The sequence below is a fragment of the Streptococcus oralis subsp. oralis genome (assembly GCF_002096445.1).
GTDB classification, from domain to species: domain Bacteria; phylum Bacillota; class Bacilli; order Lactobacillales; family Streptococcaceae; genus Streptococcus; species Streptococcus oralis_N.
In genome coordinates this window covers 368,924-380,681 of the sequence record NZ_NCUK01000013.1, presented here as the reverse complement: position 1 = coordinate 380,681, position 11,758 = coordinate 368,924, and the positions used below count along the sequence as shown (strand labels likewise).

12 protein-coding genes and 2 riboswitches are annotated in these 11,758 nt (G+C 42.0%); all 12 genes read right to left on the bottom strand.

The genetic code is table 11. The features are described from left to right. Positions 1-3: 3 nt before the first annotated feature. On the bottom strand, positions 4-696 hold the full coding sequence (gene tenA, locus B7721_RS05160; protein WP_084877885.1) for a thiaminase II: 693 nt from the start codon (positions 694-696) through the stop codon (positions 4-6). 10 nt (positions 697-706) lie between these two features. Beyond that, positions 707-1,357, bottom strand: coding sequence for an energy-coupling factor transporter transmembrane component T (locus tag B7721_RS05155; RefSeq protein ID WP_084877883.1), 651 nt, complete (start codon positions 1,355-1,357; stop codon positions 707-709). 1 nt (position 1,358) lies between these two features. Further along, positions 1,359-2,744, bottom strand: a complete 1,386-nt coding sequence (locus tag B7721_RS05150) for an ATP-binding cassette domain-containing protein (RefSeq protein WP_084877882.1) — start codon at positions 2,742-2,744, stop codon at positions 1,359-1,361. Further along, on the bottom strand, positions 2,745-3,305 hold the full coding sequence (locus tag B7721_RS05145; RefSeq protein WP_000915264.1) for an ECF transporter S component: 561 nt from the start codon (positions 3,303-3,305) through the stop codon (positions 2,745-2,747). Between the two features lie 158 nt (positions 3,306-3,463). Further along, positions 3,464-3,552: riboswitch (TPP riboswitch) on the bottom strand. A 123-nt stretch (positions 3,553-3,675) separates the two neighbouring features. Continuing rightward, positions 3,676-4,344, bottom strand: coding sequence for a TenA family protein (locus B7721_RS05140; protein WP_084877880.1), 669 nt, complete (start codon positions 4,342-4,344; stop codon positions 3,676-3,678). 218 nt (positions 4,345-4,562) lie between these two features. Continuing rightward, positions 4,563-4,651: riboswitch (TPP riboswitch) on the bottom strand. Between the two features lie 148 nt (positions 4,652-4,799). Further along, a complete protein-coding gene (lctO, locus tag B7721_RS05135; RefSeq protein WP_084877879.1) occupies positions 4,800-5,936 on the bottom strand; it encodes an L-lactate oxidase in 1,137 nt (378 codons plus the stop codon). 243 nt (positions 5,937-6,179) lie between these two features. Continuing rightward, entirely contained in the window at positions 6,180-6,812 is a 633-nt protein-coding gene (gene pyrE, locus B7721_RS05130) for an orotate phosphoribosyltransferase (protein WP_084877877.1), read from the bottom strand. 33 nt (positions 6,813-6,845) lie between these two features. Next, positions 6,846-7,547: an orotidine-5'-phosphate decarboxylase gene (pyrF, locus tag B7721_RS05125; protein WP_084877875.1), complete on the bottom strand. Its 702-nt coding sequence runs from the start codon at positions 7,545-7,547 to the stop codon at positions 6,846-6,848. Between the two features lie 246 nt (positions 7,548-7,793). Continuing rightward, positions 7,794-8,945, bottom strand: a complete 1,152-nt coding sequence (locus B7721_RS05120; protein ID WP_084877874.1) for a cell division protein FtsQ/DivIB — start codon at positions 8,943-8,945, stop codon at positions 7,794-7,796. A gap of 9 nt (positions 8,946-8,954) precedes the next feature. Beyond that, on the bottom strand, positions 8,955-10,013 hold the full coding sequence (locus B7721_RS05115; protein WP_084877872.1) for a UDP-N-acetylglucosamine--N-acetylmuramyl-(pentapeptide) pyrophosphoryl-undecaprenol N-acetylglucosamine transferase: 1,059 nt from the start codon (positions 10,011-10,013) through the stop codon (positions 8,955-8,957). A 1-nt stretch (position 10,014) separates the two neighbouring features. Then, a complete protein-coding gene (gene murD / locus B7721_RS05110) occupies positions 10,015-11,367 on the bottom strand; it encodes a UDP-N-acetylmuramoyl-L-alanine--D-glutamate ligase (protein WP_084877870.1) in 1,353 nt (450 codons plus the stop codon). A 117-nt stretch (positions 11,368-11,484) separates the two neighbouring features. Next, on the bottom strand, positions 11,485-11,739 hold the full coding sequence (locus tag B7721_RS05105; protein ID WP_000262663.1) for a DUF3165 family protein: 255 nt from the start codon (positions 11,737-11,739) through the stop codon (positions 11,485-11,487). Between the last annotated feature and the right edge of the window lie 19 nt (positions 11,740-11,758).

The following is an 11,758-nucleotide window of genomic DNA, read 5'->3' as shown; positions in this document are numbered from 1 at the left end:
TTTCTATTTCTTCTCTGTTTCTAAGGACTGCAAATCACTCGTCCAGGTTTGATGTTGGTAAGCCATCTCCCAAAACTTGGCTTCCATGTGGACACTTCTGTGGAAGGCCTCTAGCATTTTTTGTTTGTCCGTCTCATTGCTTTCTCGATAGAGCTGATTAACCAGCGCTTCTTCCTCTCTGATCTGCTGTTCTAACTCATCGGTGATATAGGTCTCAATCCACTGTTGATAAAGAGGATTCGGGGATGGTTTGCGATTAAGTGCCTTACCCAAATCATGGTATAACCAAGGACATGGGAGCAAACTAGCAAAAGCAATGCCCAAGTTTGGCTCTGCAAACTGACGATAAATATGAGAAATGTAATGATAACAGGTTGGAGCGATTGGATGTTGCTCCATTTCCTGGTCGCTGATTCCTAATTCCTTGAAAAATTGTTGGCGGATAAACAACTCACCCTCCACTAGACTCTGGGCATTTTGTTTCAAGAGTCTTTTCATCTCCTCGTTGGAAGTCTTATCAGCCAAGAGGTGATAGGCTTCTGAAAAAGACTTCAGATAGTAGGCATCCTGAATCAGGTAATAGCGGAAAATAGAAGGTTCCAACGCTCCCTCTTGTAACTGTAGAACAAAGGGATGCTGAAAGGAAGCCTGCCAAGCTTCCTTGGATAATTCCATCGCAATATCTGTAAATTCCATAATAACTCCTTTATAGAAATAAACTGGTTTGAAGCAATAAAAAGAACAGCAGGTAGATTAATTTTGTTTTTTTAGAAATATAAAAAGTCCGATAGCGATTCTCCAAATGAACATGTTCGTCATATCCATGCGCAGATAGAGCTCTCAAGTAGAGATGGCGCCATCTAAAAACTGTCATCAGAACCTTACTGTAAATCAAGGGCGACCAAACATGCAATTTTTGGCCACGCAGTAAGCAAGCTTCCTTGAGAGACTTGATTTCTTGCTGAATGAGGGGAAAGGCATTGAATACCACAATCAAGGCATAGGCCCAAGAACGCGAGAACCCCTTTTGAGCCAAGTACAAGAGAAGCTCTTTTAAGGAAATACTGGAAACAAAGACAAGGCCGATACAAACCGTCACAAAAGCCCTCGTTCCAAGCATGACTGCCTGCGAAGCATCCCCATGTAACTGTACTGCCCAATAGTTGGCGAAGGATGGCAAAATGGCGAGCACAAGCATCCAAGCCAACATCTTAAATCGACGGTGGTAGAGCATGAAGAGAATGCAAAATGCGACTACTGAAAGATTAAGAGCAATCGAAGGAATGAAGGATGTTTCCAAGGATAAAATTAGCAAGAAAAGACTGAGTATCAGTGTCCGGGTTGCGACTTTGATCATACTACCTCACCTCCCCTAGAGTATCATTGTTCAGAGAGGGGAGAGGTTTGCTGATGATCACGTCTTGGAGATGACTGAGCCCCTCACTAGTCATCTCAATCCAATAATCAACCACAGAGATCAAGGGATCTAAACGATGGCTAATGATCAAAAAACTTCTTCCTTGATTTCTATCCTCCAGAATCCACTGACAGAAATAATGGCAAGCTCTATCATCCAAACCAGCAAATGGTTCATCTAGCAAAATCACAGAAGCCTTGCTGGTCAAGATGGTCAATAGCTGAAGAATCTTTTGCTGGCCACCACTTAATTGATAAGGACTCTTATCGAGTGCCTGATCCAAATTAAAAAATTGTAATGCTTGGAGAATCCGCTGATTTCTTTCAGAGTCTGAGCTATCTAATTGCAGTTCTTCTCTCAGACTGACTCGGATAAACTGCTTCTCAGCTTCCTGAACAACACCCGTCAGATCACGATACAAACTCTTTTTCTTTTTCAGGACTTTCCCCTTCCAAGTAATGCACCCTTTATACTTTTGAAATTGAAGAATAGACCGAAATAGGGTTGATTTCCCGACACCATTGTCACCCAGGATACAGGAAATTCCTTGGTAGAATGTAAAATCAGAAATGGAAAAGAGGGGGCGATGATCTAGCTCACAAGTCACACGATCCATATGGAATAGTTCTGGACTAGAAGCAACTTCCTTTGAAGCAATCTGTGTCATCTCAGAGGTAGGGATTTTATTTATTTCCCTTAGTTGCCCGTCTCTTAGCTCCACCATATGGTCGATATAGACTTCATAGTCTGATAAATCATGGTCACACAGGATGACTGTCTTCCCATTAGAGGCCAATTCCTTTAGAATCTCCAATATCTCTATCCTACTTTTGCGGTCAATAGAAGCAAAGGGCTCATCCAAGAGATAGACCCTAGGATTCATGGCAAAGAGAACAGCCAGCGCAGCCTTTTGCTTTTCCCCACCTGATAAGTGATGGATGGGACGGTGCGAGATTGGCTCGCAACGACATTGCCGGACCACCTCTGCTATTTTAGCATCAATCTCTTGAACAGGATGGCCGATATTCTCCAAGGTAAAAATCAGCTCTTCAAACAAGTTCTCCATGGTGAATTGATGATTGGGATTTTGAAAGAGAATACCAACCGTCTGGACACGTTCAACGATAGAAAGCTGACTGACCTGGTTTTCATCTATCAGGACTTGACCACTATAGGGTAAGGAAGTGACCTGGGCAATGATTTGAAAGAGGCTGGATTTTCCTGAACCACTGCTCCCAACTAACAAGGTGAAAGCTTGCGCATGAAAAGTAAAATCAATCGGCTCCGAAAAGATTGGGGACTGAATCTCCCGTAGTTCCAGCCCCATCTACGCCTTTCCTCCAGCCGCAAACTGATGATAGAGTTTGACAATGGCACGAACCAAGATGGCACAGAAGAAAAAGACGGAAATAAAACGCACCACAAGCAAGGAAAGGACAAAAGGAAGGGAAAAGGCGTAGTAACCTAACTTAATGTATTCATAGACAAAGCTAAAAAGCGTAATCCCAATACTATTAGCAGTTAGAGAGAGCCAACTTTCATAGCGATTCTTGGTTACGAGAAAACCAAATTCACTTCCCAAGCCTTGAACCAAGCCAGACAAAAGAGCGCCTAGGCCGAATTGGCTACCATAAAGGACTTCAGCAAGCGCAGCGAGCACTTCTCCAATCGTTGCACTTCCGATTCTTGGAACAAAGATAGCCGCAATGGGCGCAGCCATACACCAGAGACCAAAGAGGATTTCATTGGCAAAGGCCTGCAAACCAAGAGGGGCCAAGATTAGGGTGAGGATATCAAATAGATAACCCGAACCCACAAAAACGCCACCAAAAAAGATAGACAAGAAAGCAAGCAAGATAACATCTTTTAACTGCCATTTTTTCAACATAAAAAACTCCTTTTTTAAAGAAAAGTGGGGCATTCTAGGAGAGCTACCGAAAGACTTGCCGTCAAGCCTATCCTCTTTAGATAAACAAAAAAACTCCAATTACAAACGAGAATTAGAGTTTACCTTACAAGATTAGACAGTTCCTTTCGACATACGAAAAAAACCTTTTCACATTTCCCTTCGCCAGTATTAACTGTATCAGGTTCAATGGGTATCATCTCAGCCTAAGGCACCCCAAATGTCTTTATTATTTAATTACTGGACCAGTATAACAGAAATTGAAAGCCCTAGCAAGATATTTGACCGAAAAATATATTTATATAGTTTGTTTGTTCATTCTTTTAAGCTACATCAAAGGATTGCATCTGTCCTATAATTCATAACCGATATCAAAAAAGGCTAATTCTAAACCAACTGCTTGATTCCAGCGTTGCTGAAGTTCTGTCAAATCTTCTCGATTTTTCCCGACACGATTAAGTTCATCAACTAGAAATTGAACCCACTCTGCAAAGAAAGGACCTCTATGTAGATTAATCCATTCCGAATGAATATAGGCTTCAGGTAGTGCCAAATCTTTAGAACCCCAGTCTAAATAGAGACCTTCTGCAATGACCAGCATGACCAAAAGATGAGCATAGTCTGATGAAGCCACAGCAGAATACATTAGCTCCTGAAACGCTTTTGTTACAGGGTGCAAGTTCACTTCTAGATAGTCATTCTCTGCTACCTTTAACTCTTTGAAAGCCTTTTGGAAATAACCATCTTCATCTGCTTCAAGAAAGCCTAGTTGCTTGGCAAAACGAAGTTTGGATTCAAGCTGGTCTGCGTGAGCTACACAGGCACCCAGCATGGATAAGAAGGCATCAAAGAAATGATAATCTTGAATCAGGTAGTCTTTTAAGACCTTATTCTCAATTGTCCCCGCAAAAAGTTCCTTAACAAAACGATGATTGATTGCAGCCTGCCAATCCTTCTGACTGCTTTTTAATAATTCTCCAACGGTCAAACCCGGCTGAAATGCATAGTCTTGTGTTTCCATATTTATTTCTCCTTTCTTTACTCCTTAGTAATCAATAAAATATCAAGAAATACCAAGCAAAATCGTAATTCCACTTGATACTTTTAAAGAACATCGAGGGCATTTGCAGAGAGCTACCTAAAAAAGCCTATCCTCTTTTGATAAACAAAAAAACTCCAATTACAAACGAGAATTAGAGTTTACCTTACAAGATTAGACAGTTTCCTTCAACATACGAAAAAAACCTTTTCACATTTCCCTTCGCCAGTCTTAACTGTATCAGGTTCAATGGGTATCATCTCAGCCTAAAGCACCCCAAATGTCTTTATTATTTTATTACTGGACCAGTATAACAGAATTTGAAAGCCCTAGCAAGATATTTGATTGGAAAATATATTTATATAGTTTCTGATAACGATTTAATCTTTCTATACACGAATAAAAACCTCCACATAAGGTGGAGGCCTTCTACTTTATCAATACAATTTTAAGTCACGAGGGTCGACTGGGAAGGTTGGGTTGTATGGGTTATGACGGAGTTTGAAGTGTTTGACATCCTCAATAGTCTGAGTTCCAGATAATTGCATGACTGTCTTCAATTCTGCATTCAAGTGCTCAAAGACTTGACGCACACCAACACTACCACCGAGAGCCAAACCATAGATCACAGGGCGACCAATAGCTACCAGGTCTGCTCCTGAAGCCAAGGCTTTAAAGACGTGTTGACCGCGACGAACACCAGAGTCAAAGACAATTGGCACACGTTTATCAACTGCTTCAGCCACTTCTTGAAGTGAGTCAAAGGCAGCTGGCCCACCGTCGATTTGGCGGCCACCGTGGTTGGTTACCCAGATACCAGAAGCACCTGCGGCAAGAGAACGTTCAACGTCCTCACGGCATTGTGGCCCCTTGACATACACAGGAAGTCCTGAGTATTCAGCGATAAATTCGACATCGCGTGGAGACAAGCGTTGTTTAGCTGACTTGTAAACAAAGTCCATTGATTTTCCAGCACCTTCTGGCAAGTATTCCTCAACAATCGGCATGCCAACTGGGAAGACAAAACCATTGCGCTTGTCGACCTCACGATTGCCCCCTACAGTTGCATCCGCCGTCAAGACAATTGCTTTGTAGCCTTCAGCCTTCACACGGTCCATGATATGGCGGTTAATTCCATCATCCTTACTAAAGTAAAATTGGAACCAATGAGGTGTTCCTTGAAGAGCTTCCGTAATTTCTGGAAGGTCAACGGTAGAGTAAGAGCTGGTTGTATAAAGAGAACCAAATTCATGCACACCACGCGCAGTAGCTACTTCCCCCTGCTCATTTGCCAATTTATGAGCCGCAACAGGCGCCATAATAATTGGTGAAGATAATTTTTCACCTGCAAATTCAATCTCTGTACTTGGATTTTCAACATCACAAAGCGTATGTGGAACAATCAGTTTGTGGTTAAAGGCACGGATGTTCTCGCGTAAAGTGAAAGTATCCTCTGCTCCACTAGCGATATAACCAAAGGCAGCTTTAGGAATGACTTGTTGCGCCATTGGCTCCAAATCATAAGTGTTAATAAAATCTACAGGTCCTTCTGCATTACTTGTTTTATATGACATAAAGTGTCCTCCTTATTAAGTAAGCGTTTACTTTTTCTTACATAAACTATCTTACCTCTTTTTCAGAATCCTTTCAAAAATTTTGTCTAGAAATTTCAAACTGATTATCTGAATATGCACCAAAAAAGAGAGGACTCTCATTCTACCATTATCCTATATTCATCTTTTCCTTTAGAAACCTTTATTTTATTGCCCACATATAAAAAATCAGGTAATCCTAGTGACTACCTGATTTTCTATGTTTTAGGCATTTTGCCAATTTTCTTGGTCTTCTTTAAAGCGTTTTAGGAGGTCGAGTCCTTCTGGCGTGATGTAACCTTCTTCTTGGGCTAAGTGGATTAGTTCACTGTAGTTAGAAAGCGTCACCAATTTTACACCAGCGTCTGCGAAGTTCTTATCAGCTTTTGGCAATTGATAACTGAAAATCGCTACAACTCCAAGAACATCGGCTCCTTCGCGTTTAGCTGCTGCTACGGCTTCAAGAACAGACCCACCCGTTGAAATGAGGTCTTCAACAACAACCATCTTTTGCCCCTGAGCTACGCGACCTTCTATTTGGTTACCAGCTCCGTGGTCTTTTGGTTTGCTACGGATGTAGGCAAAAGGCAAGTTCATCTTATCAGCGATGATAGCTCCGTGTGGAATCCCTGCTGTCGCTGTTCCTGCAATCACTTCTACTTCTGGAAATTCTGCTTTAATAGCTTCCACAAAACCATTTTCAATCAAGGTACGAGTTTCTGGATAGGAAAGCGTCACACGGTTGTCAGTATAAATCGGCGATTTGATACCAGATGCCCAAGTGAAAGGCTCCTCTGGTTTGAGGTAAACGGCTTGGATTTTCAAGAGGTGGCTAGCGATATCTTTAGCAAGTGTCATAGTATTCTCCTTTTGTTTTTATAATCTATTTCTTTAATTTCTGTCTTGGTTCCATTCATCCTTGATAGCATGATAAGCTGCAACAGGATCCTCAGATTGGGTAATGGGACGTCCCACTACGATATAGTCACTACCGATTTGATAGGCATCCGCTGGTGTCATGACACGTTTTTGGTCTCCAACCGCAGCTCCTGCCGGACGAATTCCTGGTGTCAGACAGATAAAATCTGGATTAGTGGCCTGCTTGATGAGTTGCACTTCCTGAGCTGAGCAAACGACACCATCCAAGCCCGCTTCAGCTGTCTTCTTGGCATAGTGAATCACAGACTCTTGTAGGCTGGTTTGGATATTTTGAAAATCCTGCATCTGGCTTTCCGACGTTGAGGTAAGCTGGGTCACAGCGATCAATTTGGCTTGTGTCCCTAGACCTTCACGCGCAGCCTTCATCATCTCCACCCCACCAGCAGCATGAACATTGGTCATGTCTACACCAAGCCGAGATAAGACCTTCATGGCAGATTTGACTGTATTTGGAATGTCATGTAGCTTGAGATCCAGAAAGACACTATGACCCAGTGACTTCAAATAACGGACAACTTCTGGACCTTCCGCATAATAAAGCTCCATCCCCACTTTTAGATAAAGACTTTCTTCTGCTGGGAAAAGAGATAAAAATTCCTTGACCGCCTCAAAACTAGGAAAATCAAGAGCAATAACTGGACGATATTCACGCATACCTTTCTCCTTTTACCTTTGCGAGCAAGAGAGTACGGTCAAAAATAAACCACGAAAAAAGGAACCTACCAACAGCAAGGTTCCACGAAAAATGGGTAGAGTCCACCCTTTCACCGTCTAACCTTAGCTGCCTCTCTGGACTGCTTTAAAGGTTTTTTTCTATTCTATTATTTATAGTAGGACTTGTCAAGCAAAAACTTGAAACTGGACTTCTATACTATTCAAAAATCAAGAGAAAAAGTTAGTCTAACGACTCTGTGACTGCTGGCTCGTTTGACTTTGATTTCCCTGTTCTTCTTGTTTTTTCTTTTCTTCTTCCTGTTTTTTCTTCTCAGCTTCCTTAGCCTCTTGTTTGGCTTTTTCTTCTGCTTCTTCTATTAGCTTATCCGCTATGGTATAGCTGTATGCTCCAGCCTCCATATCGACTACACTCGGTTCTGTCAATTGGGGCTTGATTTTGCTGTAATAAGGCAATTTCTTGCTCAATTCTGACAAGGGAACCAAAACCTCATCTGTGTCCAGCATAGTAATTTTTAAAAGATCTGCTGTTGCCTTGCTTGGCGCTAATTCGATTTTCTGGATTTGACTCTTGATATCTTCACTAATAGTAGACAATCCTGTGATCAGTTCTTTCACCTGTTGCTCGTCATTAAAGGTAACTGTCAGATAAGTCTCAGGCAAGTTTAAGCGATTTACAGGAGTTGACTCTACTGTCCCACTAGAAAGAATTGGATAATACTCTTCACCAGACACATAATAACCGACAATATCAAATTCCTTAACCTCAATCGTAAAGTTAGTCGGAAATTGATAGTCAATCTTCGCCGATTCTATCCAATGATTGGACTTGATTCGCTCAGCGTATGTTTCCTTATCCAACAATAGGGCTAAGGTATAGTCACTATCTTGAATTCCAGAAGCCTGTTTGATGTCATCCGCCTGCGTGTTACTATTTCCCTTAACATCGATATTTTTGATGGTCGACAGCGGAGTCAACAGATAGACTGAAAGAAGGAGGATCAGGACACTGGGTACCAAGATACTCACAGCTCGCCAAATATGAACAGGTGCAATTTTAGGTTTGGCTGGTTTCTCTGGTTTTTCTTTTTTCTTCTTCTTTTCTTCTTTGACTTTAGGATCATCCTTTTTAGATTTTTCTTCTTTTTCGGATGGTTCCTCGTCTGGAACAGTTTCGTTCTGGTCGGAATCGCTTGATGACTTCTTACTTTCCTCTAACGACTTAGAGTTTTTCCCCATTCGAGCTTGTTTTTCCTTTTCCTTCTCTTCAGCTAGGGCAGCTTCTTCCTCAGCCTTCTTCTTCAGGTATTCCTGGTTTCGTTTCTGCCATTCAGACAATTCTTTCTTAGGGTTTGATTCTTTTTTCTTATCCTTTGACATTGATATTCCTTATGATAGGTCTTTTCTTAATAGATCGTAAAAATCCGCAAGAGATTTCAATTCAGTTGATGCCTTCATGCTAGCTTGGTACTGATCCTTGTGACTAAGCAAGTGACTGAGTTTCTCCTCCAAGCTTTCCAAGGTCAAGTCACTTTCTTGAAGTTCTTCTGCATAGCCTTTCTTAACAAAGTAAGCCGCATTTTCAATCTGGTCTCCTCGACTTGCTTCACGACCCAATGGTACGATGAGATGGAGTTTCGCCATGGCCAAGAGCTCGAAAATCGTATTAGCACCACCACGCGTCACCACCACATCTGCCATCTCCATCAAGGGTTGATAGAGATCCGTCACATAGTCAACACGAAAGAGATTTTGACTCAACTCATTGAGGCTTGAATCTCCAGTGAGATTGATAATATTGTAGCGCTCTGTCAGTTCTTGCTTATGATCTGTCACTAATTGGTTAAATACACGAGCTCCTGCAGAACCACCGACAAACAATACTGTTGGCAATTTAGGATTAAAGTGGGTTTGAATATCCACCAATTCATCTGGTTCAGGAGTTTTTTGGTCCGAAACCTTGGTCACTGCTCCCACATGCTCGACTTTTGCGAGACCAGCAGCCTGCTCAAAGGTTGAATACATCTTGGTCGCAAATTTATAGGCAATTTTATTGGCCAAGCCCATAGATAGGTCCGATTCGTGAATAAAGACAGGTACTCCTGACACACGCGCTGCGATAACCGGCGGTACTGAGACAAATCCTCCTTTAGAAAAAAGAGCCTGTGGACGCAGTCGTAACATGATAAAGAGGGATTGGACAATTCCCCAACCAACTTTAAACACGTCCAGCATATTTTGCCAAGAGAAATAGCGACGCAATTTCCCAGTCGCAATAGAATGGAAAGTAACATCCAAACCTGACTTGAGGATTTCTTGGTGTTCGATTCCGTGTTTATCACCAATATAGTGAACTTCCCAGCCGTCTTCGATGAACTTAGGCATTAACAAAAGGTTGAGGGTAACATGTCCAACCGTTCCCCCACCTGTAAAGACAATTTTTTTCATATTATTCCTTTAACTCCGCTACTGTGTCGATGAAAAGATCTCCACGTACTTCAAAGTTAGCATACATATCCCAGCTAGCATTAGCAGGACTGAGAAGGACCACGTCTCCTTGAGTCGCGAGTTCATAAGCCTTGCGGGTCGCATCTGCAATATCTGTCGCATCTACATAAACCACACCAGCCTTATCTGCTGCCCGTTTGACACGTTCTGCAGACTGACCGAGGATGACCATCTTCTTGAGCCCAGTAATATCTGGCACCAATTCGTCAAACTCATTGCCACGGTCCAAACCACCTGCGATTAAGATAACCTTACTATTGTCAAATCCTGACAAGGCTTTTTGAGTAGCCAAGATATTGGTTGACTTACTATCGTTATAGAATTTGACACCCTGAATTTCATCCACAAATTGGAGACGGTGTTTGACACCACCAAAGGATGAAAGAGTTTCCTTGATGGTTTGATTGTCCACGCCACGGAGCTTGGCTACAGCAATAGTCGCAAGAGCATTTTCTACATTGTGGCTACCTGGAACACCGATTTCACTAGCTGCCATGACCACTTCTCCACGGAAGTAGAGTTGACCATCTTCCAGATAAGCTCCATCAACCTTTTCCAATGTTGAAAATGGTACAACAGTGGCTTGTGTTTTGCTAGCCAATTCTTTTGCCAAGTCTTGATTAAAGTTCAATACAAGGAAATCATCCGCTGTCATCTTGTTCTGGATATTCCACTTAGCTGCCACATACTCTTCAAAAGAACCATGATAGTCAATATGAGTTGGCATGAGGTTGGTAATAACCGCAATCTCAGGATGGAATTCTTGGACACCCATTAGTTGGAAAGAAGAAAGTTCCATGACGAGCGTGTCCTTGGCTGTCGCAGTTTGAGCCACTTGACTAGCAGGATAGCCGATGTTCCCTGACAAAAGACCATGTTGACCAGCAGCAGTTAAAACTTCCCCAATCATCGTCGTTGTGGTTGTTTTCCCATTTGAACCAGTGATACCGATAATTGGCGCTTCTGAGATTAAATAAGCCAATTCCACCTCAGTCAAGACTGGAATCCCCTTTGCCAATGCCTTTTCAATCATGGGATTGCTATACGGGATACCTGGATTTTTCACCATCAGAGCGAAATCTTCATCCAAGAGCTCCAAAGGATGCCCACCAGTGACAACCTTGATTCCCTCTTCTAGCAAGCTTTGAGCAGCAGGATTCTCCTCAAAAGGCTTGCCGTCATTTACTGTCACAATAGCACCCAGCTTGTCCAACAAACGGGCCGCAGACTCACCAGACTTAGCCAAACCTAAAACAAGTACTTTCTTATTTTTAAATTGATCGATTACTTTCATGTCTCAAACTCCATTTCTACTCCTACTATTTTACCATTTTTATGGAAATAATACTAAACGAAAATGCTCTAGCCTTCATTCTAGCATAGAAAAAGAGAGCCATAGCTCTCTTTCTATTTATCTTCTTCTGCTCTTTTTTTCAGACATGAGCGTAATGTCTCTCAAGCTAAAGTAAGCTAGGGCCAACATGGCGATTGTGACAAAGAATTCTGTCGGTAATTGGAAGATTTGCAAGATGGACAACATCAGCAAAATCAAGAGTGCAACAACTACAAAGACCAAGATAACGATGTTGACTGTTCCTTTGATACTTTGGGGTGTCGCAAATACATAGAGTAGTAATAAGAGTATCCCTATGATTAAATAGACCATCTTTATCTCTTTCTAGCTC

Coding starts and splice junctions, on each gene's coding strand:
- tenA (WP_084877885.1), bottom strand. CDS start 696: ATGGAATTTACAGATATTGCGATGGAATTATCCAAGGAAGCTTGGCAG.
- B7721_RS05155 (WP_084877883.1), bottom strand. CDS start 1,357: ATGATCAAAGTCGCAACCCGGACACTGATACTCAGTCTTTTCTTGCTA.
- B7721_RS05150 (WP_084877882.1), bottom strand. CDS start 2,744: ATGGGGCTGGAACTACGGGAGATTCAGTCCCCAATCTTTTCGGAGCCG.
- B7721_RS05145 (WP_000915264.1), bottom strand. CDS start 3,305: ATGTTGAAAAAATGGCAGTTAAAAGATGTTATCTTGCTTGCTTTCTTG.
- B7721_RS05140 (WP_084877880.1), bottom strand. CDS start 4,344: ATGGAAACACAAGACTATGCATTTCAGCCGGGTTTGACCGTTGGAGAA.
- lctO (WP_084877879.1), bottom strand. CDS start 5,936: ATGTCATATAAAACAAGTAATGCAGAAGGACCTGTAGATTTTATTAAC.
- pyrE (WP_084877877.1), bottom strand. CDS start 6,812: ATGACACTTGCTAAAGATATCGCTAGCCACCTCTTGAAAATCCAAGCC.
- pyrF (WP_084877875.1), bottom strand. CDS start 7,547: ATGCGTGAATATCGTCCAGTTATTGCTCTTGATTTTCCTAGTTTTGAG.
- B7721_RS05120 (WP_084877874.1), bottom strand. CDS start 8,945: ATGTCAAAGGATAAGAAAAAAGAATCAAACCCTAAGAAAGAATTGTCT.
- B7721_RS05115 (WP_084877872.1), bottom strand. CDS start 10,013: ATGAAAAAAATTGTCTTTACAGGTGGGGGAACGGTTGGACATGTTACC.
- murD (WP_084877870.1), bottom strand. CDS start 11,367: ATGAAAGTAATCGATCAATTTAAAAATAAGAAAGTACTTGTTTTAGGT.
- B7721_RS05105 (WP_000262663.1), bottom strand. CDS start 11,739: ATGGTCTATTTAATCATAGGGATACTCTTATTACTACTCTATGTATTT.